Genomic DNA, 18,266 nt, shown 5'->3' on the forward strand with positions numbered 1-18,266 from the left:
CACCCCTTCCCCCGGACGCAGGGCGGGCCGGAGTTGCCTGGCAACTCCGGCCCGTCCTGCGTCCGCGCGGCGCGCAGCGGCTTACGCAGCCTTCGCCTTGGTCGCGTACATGTCCACGTACTCCTGCCCCGACAGCCGCATGACCTCCGACATCACCGAGTCGGTCACCGCCCGCAGCACATAGCGGTCACGGTCCATCCCCTCGTAGCGCGAGAACTCCATCGGCTCGCCGAAGCGGAGCGTGACGCGGCCGGGCCGGGGCAGGCCCGCGCCGCCGGGCTGGAGCTTGTCGGTGCCGATGACGGCGAAGGGGACCACCGGCGCGCCGGTCATCAGGGTGAGGCGCGCGATGCCGGTACGGCCGCGGTAGAGGCGGCCGTCGGGGGAGCGGGTGCCCTCCGGGTAGATGCCGAAGATCTTGCCCTCCTCCAGCACCCGGCGGCCCGTCATCAGCGCGGCCACACCGCCGTTGGCACCGTCCCGGTCGACCGGGATCATGCCGCAGCCGGTGAAGAACCAGGCCATCGCGCGGCCCTTGACGCCCTTGCCCGTGACGTACTCGTCCTTGCCGATGAAGTACACCGGGCGGTCGCAGACCAGCGGCAGGATCATGGAGTCGATGAAGGTGAGATGGTTCCCGGCGAGAATCACGGCCCCCGTCCCGGGGATGTTCTCCGCCCCTTCCACACGCGGGCGGAACATCAGGCGCAGGATCGGCCCGAGCACTGCCTTGATGAGCGTCAAGCGGGACAACGGGTCCTCCGGTGTCATGGGACGGGCGGTTATGACCGGTGAAGTCTTTGCAGGTGAGGACGATACTCGCGGGTCACCCTCGATCGCACATCGGGTTCACCGAGGAGACACGCAGTGTTGACGTGTGTTTCCGGTGCGTTCGTGCAGGGTCTGCCGCAGGTAAGAGGTAACTGCCTACCATCGGGCGTCGCTTGGCAGGTGCGGGACATCACACGCGGGACATCACATGGAGGAACGTTTCATGACACAGGGTGCGAGCAACAGTCCGGCGCGTCGGAGCGTTCTGGGCGCCGCGGTCCTCACCACCGCGGCCCTCGGGATCGGCGCGGGCGCGGCGCAGGCGGGTGAGCGCACCGGCGGCGGCCGCCCGTCCGGCAAGGACCGGGGCGGCCTGCCCGTTCCCACCGTGATCGCCCACCGAGGCGCCAGTGGGTACCGGCCCGAGCACACCATCGGCGCGTACCAGCTCGCCCTCGACATGGGCGCCCATGTCATCGAACAGGACCTGGTGCCCACCAAGGACGGGCATCTCGTATGCCGTCACGAGAACGACATCACGGGCACGACCGACGTCGCCTCGCACCCCGAGTTCGCCTCGCGCAGGACCACCAAGTCGGTCGACGGGGTCAGCCTCACCGGCTGGTTCACCGAGGACTTCACACTCGCCGAGCTGAAGACGCTGCGCGCGAAGGAGCGGATCCCGGGCACCCGCCAGGAGAACACCCTCTACGACGGCCGCTGGACCGTGCCCACCTTCGAGGAGGTGCTGCAGTGGGCGGAGAAGGAGGGCCGCCGCCGCGGCCGCCCGGTGTGGCTCTACGTCGAGACCAAGCACCCCACCTACTTCCGGGGCATCGGGCTCGGCCTGGAGGAGCGGCTGGCCAAGCTGCTTCGCCGGTACGGGCGGCACCGCGCGGACTCCCCGACGTTCCTGCAGTCGTTCGAGCCCACGAGCATGGAGCGCATGGCGCGCCTGGTGGCCACTCCGCGGGTCGTCCTGCTGTGGACCCCGGACGACCGTCCGTGGGACTTCCGCGAGTCGGGCGACCCCCGCACGGTCGCCGACCTGGTCGCGCCCGAGGGCCTGGACTGGATCGCGGGTTTCGCCCAGGGCATCGGCCCGCTGCTCGACCTCGTCATCCCCAAGGACGCGGACGGCCGGCTCACCGAGCCCACGACCCTGGTGCGTGACGCCCACGCGCGGGGCCTGGTCCTGCACCCGTACACGATGCGCAACGAGAACACCTTCCTGCCCGCCGACTTCCGGCGCGGCACCGACCCGAGCGCCTACGGCGACGTCTTCGGGGCGTACGAGGCGTACTTCGCGACGGGCATCGACGGCATCTTCACCGACAACCCGGACACCGGTCTGCTGGCCGCGGCCGACTTCACCGCCTGACATCCCGCCGCTCAGGGGCGTCAACCTGCCGCGGCCGCTCGTGCCCGGAGGTTGACGCCCCGTCACAGGAGCGGCACGGGAACGGCGTGCCCGGCGGCGCCACGTACGGGTGATCACGCCCCGGCCGGGCAACCACGGGCGGGCCGCCGGCCGTCCCGCCCGGCATGACCGTTCTCGAAGAGACCCCCACCTCCGGACAGGTCGTCGGCGCGCTCAAGGCGCTGGTGAGCGCGGAGGCGACCGCGGAGGCGCCCGGCGCCGCCATGGAACCAGGCGACCTCGAACAGGCCGTGTGGGTAAGGCTCCTGGAGCGCCTCGGCGACGGCGGCCCGCCGCCGGACGCCGCCCGCTGGGTCAGGGCGGCCGTACGGGCGGAGGCACGCCGCGCCCGCCGGACGGCCGCACGCGAACACCCTTACCGCCACGCGCCCTCGGCCGAGCCTGCCGCCGACCCCGCCGGCGGCCCCGAGCGCGCGGCGCTGCTGGGCGAACGGCGCCGGGTGCTGCGGGCCGCCGTTGCCCGCACCCCTGGGAAGTGCCCCCGGCTGCTGACTGCGATGTTGTCGCCGCACGACCCCACCTACCGGGAAATCGCAGGGACGTTGGGTATCTCACAAGGAAGTCTGGGGCCGATGCGTTCCCGTTGCCTGGGATGTCTGCGCAGAATGCTCGCGGCAGAGGTTGCAGCTCCTGAACATCGGGGAAAGGAGCGGTAGACAACCGGCGGTGGCAGGTGAGCGGGAGGCGTGCGCACATGGGCATGAGCGTGACCATCTCGGCGGCGGCGGAGACCGACGCGGAGCACATCCTCAAGCTGCAGTATCTGTGCTATCAGAGCGAGGCCGAGCTCTACGGCGACTACGGCATCGAGCCCCTGACCCAGTCGCTCGCCGACCTCCGTGCCGAGATCGCCCGGGGGCCGGCGCTCGTGGCCAGGCTCGGTGACGAGGTGGTCGCCTCGGTGCGCGCCAGCATCGACGACACCGGGACGGCCCGTATCGCGAAGCTCATCGTCCACCCGCGGATGCAGCGCCACGGTCTCGGCGGCAGGCTGCTCGACGCGATCGAGGCCCGTTACGCCGGCGACCCGGCCGCCAAGCGGTTCCAGCTGTTCACCGGTCACCGCAGCGAGAGCAACCTGCGGCTGTACCGCAGCAGGGGATACGTCCCGGTCTCCCGCGAGGAGGTCGGCCCGCGTCTGACGCTGGTCACTCTGGAGAAGGAGACGTCCGCCGGCGCGTACGTGGCCAGCGCCTGACGCTCTCTTTCGCCCGCGCCGGTCCCGCCGCGACTCAGCCGCGGGCTCGGCGCAGCCAGAGCATCCCGGTGACGGGAAGCAGCACCGGGATGAAGACGTAGCCCATTCCGTACTCCGACCAGACGGTCGAGTCGGGGAACGCCGACGGGTCGAGGACCGTCCACGTCCCGACGATCAGGACGCCCGCCAGCTCGGCGGCGCAGCACACCAGCGCCGCCTTGCGGGCCGTCTCGCCGCCCCGCACCAGGGTGTAGGTGATGAACGCGTACACGACGGCGGCGACGGCCGAGAGCACATGCGCGAGCGGTGCGCTGCCGAAGTCGTCGAGGATCTGGTAGACGGAGCGGGACACGGCGCCGACGGACATCACGCCGTAGAGCCAGACCAGCAGCAGTCCGGGGCCCGTGACCAGCTTCACCGGCCGTTTCGCGTCCGTGGTGGGCTCGGCCATCGTCAGCCTCCCCAGATGTCGTGGAGCCGGACCTCGAGGACCGCCAGCACCACCGCGCCGGCCGCCACCGTCGCGGAGCCCCAGCGGGTCCGCTCCGCGAGCGACAGGAAACCGGCCGCCGGTACCGCGAGGGCCGAACCGATCAGGTACGACAGGAAGATCGCGGTGCCCTCCGAGGCCTCCTCGCCCTGCGCCAGCCGCACGATGCCCACGACCAGCTGCGCGAACGCCAGCACGGTCACCACGGCCATGCCGATGAAGTGCCAGTCCTTGGTGGGCTGGTCCTTGAAGGCGGCGAAACCGCACCAGGCGGCGAGGGCGAGCGCGGTCACACCGACCGCGACCGTCAGGGCGTCAAGCATGGGCCCGAGGGTATTACGGGCCGGTGGGCGCGATGCGCCCGGCCCCGGGCGGCGGCCGGAAGGGGCCCGCCGGCCGCGGTCCCACCCACCTCCAGGCCGTGGTCCCGCCGAGGGGCAGGCGGGGCGCCGTCCGCCGGATCACGGCGGGGCGTGCGGCTGCCGCCCGAATCGTGGTCTTGACCACAGCCGGCGACCGTGACGGCCTTCCGGCCGGCGTGCGAGTCACGGGCCCCGGAACCGCGTTCGTGCAGGTCAGGACCGAGGGAGGCGCCCTTGACCGGGTAGCGGGCCGGGATCACGAGGACGTACCGACCCGTCCACATAGCGCAACCGCTCTGTCCGCTATACGGACAATCCCGGTCCGGTCGCCCGCCCGTCTGTTTTACTTGCAGCCATGACCACGACGAGCAGCCGCATCCTTGCGACCGAGGCGAACACGACGCCCGGTGCTCGCCGCATGTGTCGAATGTGCGCCATCTGAGGGCCCCTGCCTGAGCCTCGCGCCCCGAAGCGAGACCGACAGCCGCGCCGCGTCCGAAAGTCCCCGGAAATCAGGAACGCCTCGGACCGAGCCTGCCCCGCGCACGCGTCGCCCCCGGCCACCAGCCGAACAAGCCGTGCCGCGTCGGAACCGAAATGCCCCGTGCCCGGCGGACATCTCGCCGTGCACTCGACAGTGACGGAAACCCCTGTGATCACCACTACGGGCCTTACCAAGGTCTACCAGTCGCGAGGCGGCCGCGAGGTCACCGCTCTGGACGGCGTCGACCTGCACGTCCGTGAAGGCGAGGTCTTCGGAGTCATCGGCCAGAGCGGCGCCGGCAAGTCCTCGCTGATCCGCTGCGTCAATCTCCTCGAGCGCCCGACCTCCGGCACCGTGACGGTCGCCGGAACGGACCTCACCGCCCTCGCCGGCCGCGGCCGCCGCGCCTCCAAGGAGCTGCGCGAGGCCCGCAGCCGTATCGGCATGGTCTTCCAGCACTTCAACCTGCTGTCCTCGCGCACCGTCAAGGACAACGTCGAACTGCCCCTGGAGATCCTCGGCGTCCCGGGCGCCCAGCGCTCCCGCAAGGCCCTGGAACTGCTCGACCTGGTGGGTCTCGCCGACAAGGCGAAGGCCTACCCGGGCCAGCTCTCCGGCGGTCAGAAGCAGCGCGTCGGCATCGCCCGCGCCCTCGCCGGCGACCCCAAGGTGCTGCTCTCCGACGAGGCGACCAGCGCCCTCGACCCCGAGACCACCCGCTCGATCCTCCAGCTGCTGCGCGACCTCAACCGGCAGCTCGGCCTCACCGTGCTGCTGATCACGCACGAGATGGACGTCGTCAAGACGATCTGCGACTCGGCCGCCCTGATGAAGAAGGGGAAGATCATCGAATCCGGAACCGTGAGCGAGCTGCTCGCCACCCCGGGCTCCGAACTCGCCAGGGAGCTCTTCCCGGTGGGCGGCGACGCCTCCGGCCCCGGCCGCACCGTCATCGACGTCACCTTCCACGGCGAGGCCGCCACCCAGCCGGTCATCTCGCAGCTCTCGCGCACGTACAACATCGACATCTCGATCCTCGGCGCCGCGATGGACACCGTCGGCGGCAGGCAGATCGGCCGCATGCGCATCGAGCTCCCCGGCCGTTACGAGGAGAACGTCGTCCCCGTCGGCTTCCTGCGCGAGCAGGGACTCCAGGTCGAGGTCGTCGGCCCCGGCCCCGCGCGCGTCCCGGCGCAGAACGCCCCCGAGCCGGTCAAGGAGGTCGCGAAGTGACCTGGTCCGAGATGCAGCCCCTGCTCAGCCAGGGCACCTTCGACACCCTCTACATGGTGCTCTGGTCCACACTCGTCACCGTCGCCGGCGGACTGCCGCTCGGCGTGCTCCTCGTCCTCACCGACAAGGGCGGACTGCTGCAGAACACCCCGGTGAACAAGGTCGTCGGCGTGATCGTGAACATCGGCCGCTCGCTGCCGTTCATCATCCTGCTGATCGCCCTGATCCCCTTCACCACCCTCGTCGTCGGCACCTTCATCGGCCCCACCGCGATGATCGTGCCGCTCGCCGTCGGCGCCATCCCCTTCTTCGCGCGCCTGGTCGAGACGGCGATCCGCGAGGTCGACCACGGACTCGTCGAGGCGGTCCAGTCCATGGGCGGCTCGATCCCCACCATCGTGCGCAAGGTGCTGCTCCCGCAGGCCCTGCCCTCCCTGGTCTCCGCCGTCACCACCACCGTGATCGTCCTCGTCGGATACTCCGCGATGGCCGGCGCGGTCGGCGGCGAAGGCCTCGGGTCCAAGGCCGTCACCTACGGATTCCAGCGCTTCGAGACGCAGTTCATGCTCATCACGGTGGTGATCCTCATCGCCATCGTCACCGTCGTCCAGCTCATCGGCGACGGAGCCGTACGGCTGCTGGCCCGACGGGGCCGCGCCGCGGGCTGAACCCCCTGAACCTTTCTCCCCACACAGCCCGCACTCCTTGTCCGGGCGTTGTTCCACCACCAGAAAGAGGCACTCTTCGTGCGTAAGAACATCAAGCTCACCGCGGCCGCCGCCGCCACCGCCGCGCTCGCCCTCGGTCTCACCGCCTGCGGCACGGCCTCCGACCCGGGAGCAAAGGCCGACTCCGGCGGCAAGGCGGACGGATCCGAGGCGCTCGTCGTCGCCGCGTCCCCGACGCCGCACGCCGACATCCTGAACTACGTCAAGGACAACCTGGCGAAGAAGGAAGGCCTCACCCTCGAGGTCAAGGAGTTCACGGACTACGTCCTGCCCAACACCGCCACACAGCAGGGCCAGGTCGACGCCAACTTCTTCCAGCACAAGCCGTACCTGGACGACTTCAACAAGAAGAACAAGACGACCATCGTCCCGGTCGTCAACGTCCACCTCGAGCCCCTCGGCCTCTACTCCAAGAACGCCAAGGACCTCAAGGACATCAAGGCCGGCCAGACGATCGCCGTCCCCAACGACACCACCAACGAAGGCCGCGCGCTGGCGCTGCTCGCCGACAACGGCCTGATCACCCTCAAGGACGGCGCCGGCACCGACGCCAAGCTCTCCGACATCGCCGACGCCAAGGGCCTGAAGTTCAAGGAGCTCGAGGCGGCGACGCTGCCCCGCGCCCTGAACGACGTCGACGCCGCCGTCATCAACGGCAACTACGCCATCGAGGCCGACCTCAAGCCCGCGAAGGACTCCCTGGCCCTCGAGAAGGCCGACGGCAACCCGTACGCCAACTTCCTCGCCGTCAAGGAGGGCAACGAGGACGACGCCCGCGTGCAGAAGCTCGCGAAGCTCCTCAACTCGCCCGAGGTGAAGAAGTACATCGAGGACAAGTACGACGGTTCCGTCGTCGCCGCCTTCGGCGCCGCGGGCTGAGACCCCGCGCATCGTCAAGTGATGCTCCAGAGCAGCCACTTGACTCCGGCCCCGTGCACCTATCAAGGTGCGCGGGGCCGCCTCGTACCGGCACCCGGCCATGCACGGCCCGCACTCGATGTTGCATGCTGTGCCTTTACGGCCAATACGCCGTCAGGTTCGACCCGTACACGACAGTCTTCGGCATGGAGCTGCGCATGACTACCACCTTCCCGGACGTGTCCATCAGCACGGAGCGGTTGGTGCTGCGCCCCTACGAGGAAGCCGACATCGCGGCCCACACCGAGATGATGAACGACGAGATGGTCACCGCCTGGACCTCCGTGCCCCACCCCTACACGGCGGCCGACTCCGAGGAATGGGTGCGCAGGATCGCTCCTGCGGAGCGCACGGAGGGCCGCGGGATCGTGCTCGCCGTCACCGAGTTCCTCACCCAGCGGCTCGTCGGCGTCGTGCACCTGCAGAACACCAACTGGCGCACGCTCTCCACCGAGGTCTCCTACGTCACGGCCCCCTGGGCGCGCGGCGAGGGCTACGCGACCGAGTCCGTGCTCGCCGTGGCCCGGTGGCTGTTCCGCAACCAGAAGTTCGAGCGCATGGAACTGCGCACCGCCGCCGACAACACCGCCTCCCAGCAGGTGGCGCAGAAGATCGGCTGCATCAGCGAAGGCGTCCTGCGCAACGCGTGGATAGCGCGCACCCGGCCCGACGACGGCACCGGCGCCTGGGTGGACATCCGTACCGACCTCATAGTCTGGAGCCTCCTCCCGGAGGACCTCGAGGCCGACCGCCTCGCGGAGGCCGGCTACGCCTCCTACACCGACTGGAACTGACCCTCCCGGGCGGAACGACGCCCCTCCCGAGGGCCGCCCGACCGGTCCGCCAGGTACCCTCACGTGCGACGCGTACCCGCGGAACTGCTCCGACCTGCGACAACCCCAGGAGACTGACGACGATGGCCGACCGGGTCACGGTGATCGGCTGGGACGGTTCGCCACTCACCCGAGCGGCCAGGTCCGCCCTCTCCGCGGCCACCCTGGTCGCCGGCGCCGCCCATCATCTGGCGCTGCCAGAAGTGCCGCCCGGCGCCGAGCGCATCCGCCTCGGCAGCGTCGGCCTCGCGGCCCGGCGGATCGCCGGACACCGCGGCAGCGCCGTCGTCCTCGCCGACGGCGACCCGGGCCTCTTCGGCGTCGTCCGCACCCTGCGCGCGCCCGAGTACGGCCTCGAGGTGGAGGTCGTCCCCGCCGTCTCCTCCGTCGCCGCCGCCTTCGCCAGGGCGGGCATGCCGTGGGACGACGCCCAGATCGTCGTCGCACACCGCCGTACGCTGCGCCGGGCCGTCAATGTGTGCCGCGCGCACCCCAAGGTCGCGGTCCTCACCTCCCCGGGTGCCGGCCCCGCCGAACTCGCGCTGCTGCTCGACGGCATCCATCGCACCTTCGTCATCTGCGAGGAACTGGGCACCGACCGCGAACAGGTCACCGTCCTCACCTCCGACAAGGTCGCCGACCACATGTGGCGCGACCCCAATGTCGTCATCGTCATCGGCGGCACCGCCGGCCCCGCCCCCCTCACCGGGACCGGCGGCTGGATCGCCGGACGGGACCCCGGCTACCCGCCGGCCGTCCGCGGCTGGGCCCTGCCGCCCGCCGAGGCGCCGGCGCGGGGCGAGGGCGAGTTCGCCGGCCTGCGGGCCGCCCAGCTGGCCCGGCTCGGACCCCGCACCGGCGACCTCGTGTGGGACATCGGCTCCGGCAGCGGCGCACTCGCCGCAGAGGCGGGGCGGTTCGGCGCAGCCGTGATCGCCGTCGACAACGACCCGGAGGCCTGTCGGCGCACCGAGGCGGCGGCCCGGCGCCTCGGCGTCCAGATCCAGGTGGTGCACGGGCGGGCGCCGCACGTCCTCGAACGGCTGCCGGAGCCCGATGTCGTACGGATCGGCGGCGGGGGAGTGCCGGTCGTCACCGCCGTCGCCGACCGCAGGCCGCAGCGCATCGTCACCCACGCGTCGACGCGGGACGAGGCGGAGGCGATCGGCGCGGCGCTCGGCGCCGGCGGATACGGCGTCGAATGCGCCCTCCTCCAGTCCGTCGAGCTGGACACGTCCGACTGGTCGGAGCGGGAACGCAGCGTGGTCTTCCTGCTCTGCGGAAGGCAGCCCGACCCTCGCCCCCGGCCTCCCTCGACGGACGGTCCGGGGTAGGCTGGCCGATTGTTGTACCGCAGCCGGGCGTTCGTCGCTTCGTTCGTCAATGTCCGGAAAAGGGAGTCACTTTGGTTCCCGTATGTGGTACGTCGATACCGGGGGGTCGCGCGACGTGGCGCAGCCCACAAGCGAACCGCGGCGGATCTTGCTGCCGCAGTGGCGAACGACCGCGACAATGCTTTGGTCCGTGGGTCGATCGTGCCGCGCGGCGCACACGCTCGTTCTTGTTCAAGGGCGTCAGGTGTGCCGCTGTCGGACGCCCCGGGCGAAGGGCGAAGGAGCAACCGATGGGCGAGGGGTACGCGCATGACTGACACCGGCCAGATCCCGGGCGAGGGGCTGCCGGAGGACGCAGGCATGGTGGAGCAGCCGGGCGTCCCCGCTCCCGGCACGTACACCTTCCTCGAACCCTCCGAGAACAGCCCGGAAGAGGACGACCTGCTGCTGATGCCCGGCGCGCAGGGCGCGTGGAGCGATCAGCACGCGGCAGCCCCCCAGGCGGGTCACCCGCAGGGGGCGCCCGCCGCCGACCAGTACGCCTCCGTACCGGCGGCCGCCCATCACGACGCGGCGCCGCAGCACCACAGCGGCGAGTACCAGATGGACTACGCCGCCTACCAGGTACAGGACTACGGAACCGCCCCGGCCGTGCACGGAGCCGAGCAGGCCGCGCCCGCCCCGGCCGGCACGGCGTACGCGGAGCAGGCGGCGGCGCAGGACGCCGCGGCGCCCGCGCCGGCGTTCGTCGAAGTGACCCCGGCGGCCCAGGCGGCCGAGGCCGCGGTCCCGCCGCAGGAGCCGCAGTTCCACGAGGTCCGGTCCCCGGAGCCGCAGGAGCAGGGCTTCGAGGCACACGACGCCCAGCAGGCCCGGCTCCAGGCGCAGGACGCTGCCGCGCAGGAGCCGTTGGCGCAGGTGCAGGGCACCATGTCCGTCGTTCCCGGCGTGGCACCGGCAGACCCGGCGGCCGTCGCCGGGGAGGCGGGCCCGGCCGGCGGCCACGCGGCCCCGGTCGCGCAGGAGGCGCCGGCCGTACAGCCGGAACAGGTCCCCGCCGCACAGGAGAGCGGTGCCCACGAGGCGGGCGGCCGCGATTCCGGAGCCGTCGACCTCGGCGCCGTACGGACTCCTGCCGCCGCCACGTCCGCCATGCCGACCCCCGCGCGCCGGCCGCTCCACATGGGTCCGCCCGTGCCCGACACCTCGAGCGGCGTGGTCCGTTCACTCGCTGACCGCGGACCGGCCGGTACGCCGCCGCACCCGATGGTCGTGCGCACGGCCGCGGCCCCGGCCGCCGCCACCACCGGCGTGGAGTACCTCGACGTGCCGCGTGAGGAGCCCGGGGCCGAGCTGCCCGGACCGCAGCTCGGCGAGATCCCTCCGCAGGCCGGCGCCCCGTGGGATCCGCAGCCGCCGCAGGAGCAGACGCCCGTCGCCGCGCCGGCGGCGCCCGCAGAAACGGTCGTCCCGTCGGACGCGGCCGCCGAGGCGGCGAACGCGGAGGCCACCGTGCCCGCGCCCCGTACCGGTGGCTCCGAGCAGCAGCCCGCCGCGGAGGCGGAGCCCTCCGTGGCACCCGAGGCCCCCGAGCCGCAACTGCAGCCCGAGGCCGAGGTCCAGACCCCGGCCGTCGTGCATGAGGCCGCACCCGGGCCCGTCGAGCCGGCGGAACCCGAGGCCGTCGTGCGGGAAACCGTGACCGAGCCGGTCGCCGAACAGCCCGCCGTCGAGCCCCCGGCCACCCCGGAGGCCGTGGTCCCGGAGGCGCCGGCCGAGGCGCCCAAGGCCCAGCAGGCCCCCGCTCCCGCAGTCGTGTCCGAGCCCGAGCCCGAGCCGGTGGCCGTCGCGCCCGAGGCGGGCGAGGCCGTCGCAGCCGCCGAGGCGGCGCCCGTGGAGGCGGGCGAGCCCTCGGCGGAGGTCCCGACGGCGCCCGCCGAGGCCCCGGCCCCGGCCGTCCCCTCCGGGGAAGCCACCGCCGCACCGGCCGCCGAAGCCCTCCAAGCCGCAGCCCTCCAGGCCGACGTTCCGCAGGACGAAGCCCCGCAGGCCCAGGCCCCTGAGGCAGACACCCAGGCCCCCGAGGCAGCCTCTCCGCAGGCCCAGGCCCCCGAAGCCGTGGCCCCGCAGGAGGCGCCCCAGGACGAAGCGCCCCAGGACGACGCCGCTCAGGCCCCCGCCTCGGCAGCCGCCGACCCGTCGGCGCCCCCCGTCGCGGACGCCGCCCCGACCGGCACGGCCGCTGTCGAGGAGGGCGGGTCGCCCGAACCGCAGCCCGCCGCCCCGACGGCTCCCGCACCCGGCTACGACGACGCCGAACGCGAGGCCGTCCTGCGCGTGATGCGCGAACGCCGCGACATCCGCAACGGCTTCCGCAGCGACCCCATCCCGCACGAGGTCCTCCTGCGGGTCCTCGAGGCGGCGCACACCGCGCCCAGCGTCGGCCACTCCCAGCCCTGGGACTTCGTGGTCATCCGCTCCGCAGAGACCCGCCGCACCATGCACGAACTGGCGCAGCGTCAGCGCGAGGCGTACGCCAAGTCGCTGCCCAAGGGCCGGGCCAAGCAGTTCAAGGAACTGAAGATCGAGGCCATCCTCGACACTCCGGTGAACATCGTCGTCACCGCCGACCCCACCCGCGGCGGCCGCCACACCCTCGGCCGGCACACCCAGCCCCAGATGGCGCCCTACTCCTCCGCCCTCGCCGTGGAGAACCTGTGGCTCGCGGCCCGCGCGGAGGGCCTCGGAGTCGGCTGGGTCTCCTTCTTCGACGAGCGCGAGATGGTGCGCACGCTCGGTCTGCCCGAGCACCTCGAGGTCGTCGCCTACCTCTGCGTGGGCTACGTCGACGAGTTCCCGGAGGAGCCCGAGCTGATGCAGGCGGGCTGGTCCAAGCGCCGCCCCCTGTCCTGGGTCGTCCACGAGGAGACCTACGGCCGGCGTGCGCTGCCCGGGGAGGAGCCGCACGACCTGCTCCAGGAGACCGTCACCAACATCCGCCCGCTGGACGCCAAGGCGCTGGGCGAGGCCTGGGAACGCCAGAAGCGGATGACCAAGCCCTCCGGCGCCCTCGGCATGCTGGAGATCATCTCCGCGCAGCTCTCCGGCCTCTCGCGGATGTGCCCGCCGCCGATCCCCGAGCCCGCGGCCGTCGCGATCTTCGCCGGCGACCACGGGGTGCACGCCCAGGGCGTCACCGCCTGGCCGCAGGAGGTCACGGGCCAGATGGTGGCCAACTTCCTCGGCGGCGGGGCGGTGTGCAACGCCTTCGCGAACCAGGTCGGCGCCGAGGTCTGCGTCATCGACGTCGGCGTGGCCTCCGAACTGCCGGCCACGCCGGGGCTCCTGCCGCGCAAGGTGCGGCCCGGGACCGCCGACTTCACCACCGGTCCCGCGCTGAGCCGCGAGGAGGTCCTCTCGGCGATCGAGGTCGGCATCGAGACCGCCCGTGACCTGGTGGCCGCCGGCAACAAGGCGCTTCTGACCGGTGAGATGGGGATCGCCAACACCACGGCGTCCGCGGCCCTCATCTCCGTCTACACGGGCGCCGATCCGTCGGAGATCACCGGTCGGGGCACGGGCATCAACGACGAGATGCACGCCCGCAAGGTCGACGTCGTCCGCCGTGCGCTCGAGCTCCACCAGCCCGACCCCGCGGACCCGATCGGCGTCCTGGCGGCCGTCGGCGGCCTCGAGCACTGCGCCCTCGTCGGACTCATCCTCGGCGGCGCCTCCCTGCGGACCCCGGTCATCCTCGACGGCGTCAGCACGGGTGCCGCGGCCCTGGTCGCGCGCGCCGTCGCCCCGGAGGCGCTGGCCGCCTGCATCGCGGGCCACCGCAGTGCCGAGCCCGGCCACGTGGCGGCCCTGAACAAGCTGGGTCTGCGACCCCTGGTCGACCTGGACCTCCGTCTGGGCGAGGGCACGGGCGCCCTGCTGGCGCTCCCGGTGGTCCAGAGCGCCGCGCGGGCCATGCACGAGGTGGCGACCTTCGACTCGGCAGGCGTCACGGAGAAGTAGGCCGGGCCCTCGCGTATCCCGGGCCCTCGCGCCGTGGGCCCCCCGCGCGTCCGGTCCCCGGCGGACCGGACGTGCGGGGGCGCAGGCACCGGAGGCAACCGTTCCGCAACGGTCCCGTCCGCCCCGTGCCGCGGGGCCGTATCGTGTTCGCCAGGACCCTCAACCCGTTCCCACCAGCCGCTTCACCGTCGCAGCGGCCTCACTCCCGCATCGCACCGCCCGAGGAGCCGCACTGCCATGGCTGAGCACGTCCCGCACGCCGAGCACCCCGCCTACCCCGTCGGCCTCCGACTCGCCGGGCGCCGCGTCGTCGTCATCGGCGGTGGGCAGGTCGCCCAGCGAAGGCTCCCCGCCCTGGTCGCGGCCGGTGCCGATGTCACCCTGATCTCCCCTTCCGCGACGCCGTCCGTCGAGGCCATGGCCGAGTCCGGCGAGATCACCTGGACCCGCCGCCGCTACGAGGACGGCGACATCGCCGACGCCTGGTACGCCCTGGTGGCCACCAGTGACGCCGACGCCAACGCCCGCGCCTCCGCGGAGGCCGAGCGCACCAAGACCTGGTGCGTCCGCAGCGACGACGCCGACGCCGCCACCGCCTGGACCCCGGCGACCGGCCGCAGCGACGGTGTGACCGTCGCCGTCCTCACCGGCCGCGACCCCCGACGCTCGGCCGCGGTGCGCGACGCGATCGTCGAGGGCCTGCGCGACGGCACCCTCGCCGCGCCCCACCACCGCAGCCGCGCCCCGTTCGTCGCCCTGGTCGGCGGCGGCCCCGGCGACCCGGACCTGATCACCGTCCGCGGCCGCCGGCTGCTCGCGGAGGCGGACGTCGTCATCGCCGACCGGCTCGGCCCGCGCGACCTCCTCGACGAGCTCCCGCCGCACGTGGAGGTCATCGACGCCGCCAAGATCCCTTACGGGCGGTTCATGGCTCAGGAGGCGATCAACAACGCGCTCATCGAGCACGCGAAAGCCGGCAAGGCCGTCGTCCGGCTCAAGGGCGGCGACCCGTACGTCTTCGGCCGCGGTATGGAGGAGGCGCAGGCGCTCGCGGAGGCGGGCATCCCGTGCACGGTCGTGCCCGGGATCTCCAGCTCCATCTCCGTGCCCTCCGCCGCCGGTATCCCGGTGACCCACCGGGGGGTGGCCCACGAGTTCACCGTCGTCAGCGGCCATGTCGCACCCGACGACCCGCGTTCGCTGGTCGACTGGAAGTCCCTCGCCCGCCTGCGCGGCACGCTGGTGATCCTCATGGGCGTCGACAAGATCGGGGCCATCGCGGAGGCCCTCATCGCGCACGGCAAGGCCCCCGAGACGCCGCTCGCCCTCGTCCAGGAGGGAACGACCGCTGCTCAGCGCCGGGTGGACGCCACCCTCGCCACCGTGGCGGAGACCGTCAAGGCCGAGGACGTGCGCCCCCCGGCCGTCATCGTCATCGGGGACGTCGTCGCCGTCGGCCCGCGCAAGTAACCGGCGGTAACCCGACCTTGCGGGAACCGTTGGCACCGCACATCCAAGAAGGCAGTATCACCCTGTGGCCGATCTCATCACCATCGATGACCCCGACGACCCGCGCCTGCGGGACTACACGGGCCTGACCGACGTAGAACTGCGCCGCCGCCGCGAACCGGAGGAGGGCCTGTTCATCGCGGAGGGCGAGAAGGTCATCCGCCGCGCCAGACAGACCGGCTACGAGATGCGCTCCATGCTGCTCTCCGCCAAGTGGATCGACGTGATGCGCGACGTCATCGACGAGGTCCCCGCGCCCGTCTTCGCGGTAGACCCGGCCCTCGCCGAACGCGTCACCGGCTACCACGTCCACCGCGGCGCGCTCGCCTCCATGCAGCGCAAGCCGCTGCCGGACGCGGCCGAACTCCTCGGCACGGCCCGCCGGGTGGTGGTCATGGAGTCCGTCAACGACCACACCAACATCGGCGCCATCTTCCGCAGCGCGGCCGCCCTCGGCATGGACGCCGTGCTCCTCTCCCCGGACTGCGCGGACCCGCTCTACCGCCGTTCCGTGAAGGTCTCCATGGGAGCGGTCTTCTCCGTCCCGTACGCACGCCTCGACGCCTGGCCGAAGGGTCTCGAAGCGGTCCGCGAGGCGGGCTTCCGGCTGCTCGCGCTCACGCCCGACGAGAAGGCCACCTCGATCGACGAGGCGGCCCCGCACCGCCTGGAGCGGGTGGCACTGATGCTGGGCGCAGAAGGGGACGGGCTGTCCACCAAGGCCCTCATGGCCGCCGACGAGTGGGTGCGCATCCCCATGTCCCACGGCGTCGACTCGCTCAACGTGGGCGCGGCGGCCGCGGTCGCGTTCTACGCGGTCGCCACCGGACGCCCCGGAGCCTGACCCGTCACAGCTTCTGGGCGGCCGCGATGCCCAGCGCCACGATCAGCGTCACCACGAAGAAGACGGTGATCCGCTGACGCAGCAACCGCGGGTTGGCCGGCCGCCGGCCCGTCGAGGTGGTGCGCGTCCCCGGCCTGGTGCCCGGCCGGCCGTTCGTACGGGCCGTGCCGCGCGGCTGCTGGGGCCGGGAGCCGCCACCGGTACGGGACGGCGTCTGCGGCCGGGGCAGCGACGACCCGCCCGTACGCCGTTCCATGCGCTCGGTGCGGTCCGTACGCTCCGGATAGCGCGCCGTCGGCCGGTTGAGCTCGACCCGCTCCCGCTGCACGGGCGGCCGGGCGTCATGCAGACCCTGGGCCTCCCTGGCCGCGATCTCCTTGAGCCGCATGGACAGTTGCAGCGTGCTCGGCCGCTCCTCCGGATCCTTCGCGAGGCACGCGGAGACCAGCGGCGCCAGCGCGTCGTGCACCCCGTGCAGCTGCGGCTCCTCGTGCACCACCCGGTACAGCATCACCTCGGAACTGCCGTGCCCGAAGGGCGAGTCGCCCATGGCCGCGTACGCCAGGGTCGCCCCCAGCGCGAACACGTCGGTCGCGGGCGTCACCGCCGCTCCGCGCACCTGCTCGGGCGCGAGGAAACCGGGTGACCCCACGGCGGTGCCCACATGCGTCAGGGTGCTCGCGCCGGTGGCCCAGGCGATACCGAAGTCGATGATCCGCGGCCCCTTGGGCGACAGCAGGATGTTGGACGGCTTCAGGTCACGGTGCACCACACCGGCCTCGTGGACCGCCACCAGCCCCTCGGAGAGCGCGGCTCCCACGGCGGCCACGTCGGCGGCCCGCAGCGGACCCTCCTCGACCACCTTGTCGTGCAGCGACGGCCCCGGCACGTACTGCGTGGCGAACCACGGCCGGTCCGCCTCCAGGTCCGCCGCGACCAGCCGGGCCGTGCAGCCCCCGCGGATACGGCGTGCCGCCGACACCTCGCGCGCGAAGCGCGAACGGAACTCCTGGTCCTCCGCGAGATCCGGTCTGATGACCTTCAGCGCGACGCGCTGCCCCCTGCGGTCGGACCCCAGGTAGACGACGCCCATACCGCCCGCGCCCAGCCGCCGGTGCAGCCTGAACGAGCCGACGACACGCGGGTCCTCGCGCCGGAGCCGCATCATCGCCATGTCCGTCCCCTACCTACGGTGGGGAGGCCCCACCCCGCTGCCCGGTCGTCCGCTTTTGACGTGGCACAGCTTACGTACCCCCGCGCCGGTGCGCTCATAGGCCGCGCCCTCCGGACCGGATCGTTTGTCAGTGCCGGGTGGGAGAATTGACCAGTGGTCAGCGGAGGGCGGATCCATCTTCCCTGACCCGTGCGTGATCTCAACGGTCAGTCGCAGAAGGGGGATTGGATCGATGAAGGGCGACCGCGTGGAAATAGTCGTGGACGCGGGAGACACGACCCGTACGTATGAAGTGGTGGCAAGCCGGGCGGGCCGCAGGGTCGAGACGGCAGTGCGCAGAGGGGTGGTCGAAGTGAGCGAAGTCACCCGATCCGGGTCCGTCGTCCGGACGGCCCGATTCATGGCCAACCGTGTGCTTGCCCTGGTCGAGCAGCCCGTCCCGCGGGCCGACGCCACGGAGTGACGGGCGACCCCTCCGGGAAGACCCCAACTCCCCGCCTCCCGTCTCCACCCAGGGGAGTACGCCGAGGGGTGACGGCTCATCCTCCGGGAGGCCCGGCAATCGGTACGAGGGCATGACGTCCAGGGCCTTCGGTTTCCCTAATGTTGATGTCAAGCGGCGGGTGCAGCACTCGTCCCCCGAGGTCAGACACCCGCCGCTGCCAACCACGACAGGAGAAGGACCATGGCGGACACGGCAACGCGGACACTGATCCGCACGCAGGAACGCAAGGCATCCGCCGCGTTCGGCGGCCGCCAGTCCGGCACTCGCCACCCCCTGGTGGCGACGGCGATGGTCCTTCCCCTCGCGGCACTGCTGGTGGTCGTCTTCGGCGGCTGGGACGCAGTGGTCACACAGGCGTCGTCCGTAGGTTTGATGCTGGGGCGCTGAAACGGCGCCCCGGGCCCGGAAGAGCGGTCCGGGCC

General features: G+C 72.4%; 16 protein-coding genes and 1 pseudogene. 13 read left to right on the forward strand and 4 right to left on the reverse strand.

All coding sequences use genetic code 11. The annotated features are described in order from the left end of the window. Nucleotides 1-81 precede the first annotated feature (81 nt). Nucleotides 82-744 (reverse strand): lysophospholipid acyltransferase family protein, encoded by a 663-nt coding sequence (locus SPRI_RS29790; protein WP_078535392.1) that lies wholly within the window; start codon nucleotides 742-744, stop codon nucleotides 82-84. Nucleotides 745-994: 250 nt separating this feature from the next. Here SPRI_RS29790 and SPRI_RS29795 point away from each other — a divergent pair, with 250 nt between their 5' ends. From SPRI_RS29795 to SPRI_RS29800, 3 genes are all read left to right on the forward strand, one after another. Continuing rightward, nucleotides 995-2,152, forward strand: coding sequence for a glycerophosphodiester phosphodiesterase (locus SPRI_RS29795; protein WP_005319659.1), 1,158 nt, complete (start codon nucleotides 995-997; stop codon nucleotides 2,150-2,152). A gap of 164 nt (nucleotides 2,153-2,316) precedes the next feature. After that, a complete protein-coding gene (locus tag SPRI_RS37495; RefSeq protein ID WP_078951314.1) occupies nucleotides 2,317-2,868 on the forward strand; it encodes a sigma-70 RNA polymerase sigma factor region 4 domain-containing protein in 552 nt (183 codons plus the stop codon). Nucleotides 2,869-2,906: 38 nt separating this feature from the next. After that, nucleotides 2,907-3,410, forward strand: coding sequence for a GNAT family N-acetyltransferase (locus SPRI_RS29800; RefSeq protein ID WP_005319663.1), 504 nt, complete (start codon nucleotides 2,907-2,909; stop codon nucleotides 3,408-3,410). Nucleotides 3,411-3,444: 34 nt separating this feature from the next. On the opposite strand, the gene SPRI_RS29805 is transcribed toward SPRI_RS29800, so the two are convergent. Then, a complete protein-coding gene (locus tag SPRI_RS29805; RefSeq protein ID WP_037775218.1) occupies nucleotides 3,445-3,861 on the reverse strand; it encodes a hypothetical protein in 417 nt (138 codons plus the stop codon). A gap of 2 nt (nucleotides 3,862-3,863) precedes the next feature. Next, the gene (locus SPRI_RS29810; protein ID WP_005319665.1) at nucleotides 3,864-4,223 is read right to left on the reverse strand and encodes a hypothetical protein; all 360 of its coding nucleotides are present in this window, start codon (nucleotides 4,221-4,223) and stop codon (nucleotides 3,864-3,866) included. A gap of 691 nt (nucleotides 4,224-4,914) precedes the next feature. Here SPRI_RS29810 and SPRI_RS29815 point away from each other — a divergent pair. From SPRI_RS29815 to SPRI_RS29850, 8 genes are all read left to right on the forward strand, one after another. Continuing rightward, nucleotides 4,915-5,979: a methionine ABC transporter ATP-binding protein gene (locus SPRI_RS29815; protein WP_037775220.1), complete on the forward strand. Its 1,065-nt coding sequence runs from the start codon at nucleotides 4,915-4,917 to the stop codon at nucleotides 5,977-5,979. After that, nucleotides 5,976-6,647 (forward strand): methionine ABC transporter permease, encoded by a 672-nt coding sequence (locus tag SPRI_RS29820; protein ID WP_005319667.1) that lies wholly within the window; start codon nucleotides 5,976-5,978, stop codon nucleotides 6,645-6,647. Before SPRI_RS29815 ends, SPRI_RS29820 begins: the two co-directional genes overlap by 4 nt. A 78-nt stretch (nucleotides 6,648-6,725) precedes the next feature. Further along, complete coding sequence (locus SPRI_RS29825) at nucleotides 6,726-7,586, forward strand: MetQ/NlpA family ABC transporter substrate-binding protein (RefSeq protein ID WP_005319668.1); 861 nt, start codon at nucleotides 6,726-6,728, stop codon at nucleotides 7,584-7,586. 125 nt (nucleotides 7,587-7,711) lie between these two features. Further along, on the forward strand, nucleotides 7,712-8,419 hold the full coding sequence (locus tag SPRI_RS29830; RefSeq protein WP_005319669.1) for a GNAT family N-acetyltransferase: 708 nt from the start codon (nucleotides 7,712-7,714) through the stop codon (nucleotides 8,417-8,419). Between the two features lie 122 nt (nucleotides 8,420-8,541). After that, nucleotides 8,542-9,792 (forward strand): precorrin-6y C5,15-methyltransferase (decarboxylating) subunit CbiE, encoded by a 1,251-nt coding sequence (gene cbiE / locus SPRI_RS29835; RefSeq protein ID WP_053557505.1) that lies wholly within the window; start codon nucleotides 8,542-8,544, stop codon nucleotides 9,790-9,792. Nucleotides 9,793-10,101: 309 nt separating this feature from the next. After that, nucleotides 10,102-13,812 (forward strand): nicotinate-nucleotide--dimethylbenzimidazole phosphoribosyltransferase, encoded by a 3,711-nt coding sequence (gene cobT, locus SPRI_RS29840; RefSeq protein WP_053557506.1) that lies wholly within the window; start codon nucleotides 10,102-10,104, stop codon nucleotides 13,810-13,812. A 237-nt stretch (nucleotides 13,813-14,049) separates the two neighbouring features. Next, nucleotides 14,050-15,282, forward strand: coding sequence for a uroporphyrinogen-III C-methyltransferase (cobA, locus tag SPRI_RS29845; protein WP_053557507.1), 1,233 nt, complete (start codon nucleotides 14,050-14,052; stop codon nucleotides 15,280-15,282). Nucleotides 15,283-15,346: 64 nt separating this feature from the next. Further along, nucleotides 15,347-16,165 (forward strand): TrmH family RNA methyltransferase, encoded by an 819-nt coding sequence (locus SPRI_RS29850; protein WP_005319682.1) that lies wholly within the window; start codon nucleotides 15,347-15,349, stop codon nucleotides 16,163-16,165. Between the two features lie 13 nt (nucleotides 16,166-16,178). On the opposite strand, the pseudogene SPRI_RS29855 reads toward SPRI_RS29850, so the two are convergent. Beyond that, nucleotides 16,179-17,339: pseudogene (locus tag SPRI_RS29855) on the reverse strand (serine/threonine-protein kinase); the annotation flags it as partial. A gap of 232 nt (nucleotides 17,340-17,571) precedes the next feature. On the opposite strand from SPRI_RS29855, the gene SPRI_RS29860 reads away from it, so the two are divergent. Continuing rightward, nucleotides 17,572-17,802: a hypothetical protein gene (locus SPRI_RS29860; RefSeq protein ID WP_005319686.1), complete on the forward strand. Its 231-nt coding sequence runs from the start codon at nucleotides 17,572-17,574 to the stop codon at nucleotides 17,800-17,802. A gap of 222 nt (nucleotides 17,803-18,024) precedes the next feature. Beyond that, a complete protein-coding gene (locus SPRI_RS29865) occupies nucleotides 18,025-18,231 on the forward strand; it encodes a hypothetical protein (protein ID WP_005319688.1) in 207 nt (68 codons plus the stop codon). The last annotated feature ends 35 nt before the right edge of the window (nucleotides 18,232-18,266 follow it).

The organism is Streptomyces pristinaespiralis (genome assembly GCF_001278075.1).
GTDB classification, from domain to species: Bacteria; Actinomycetota; Actinomycetes; order Streptomycetales; family Streptomycetaceae; genus Streptomyces; species Streptomyces pristinaespiralis.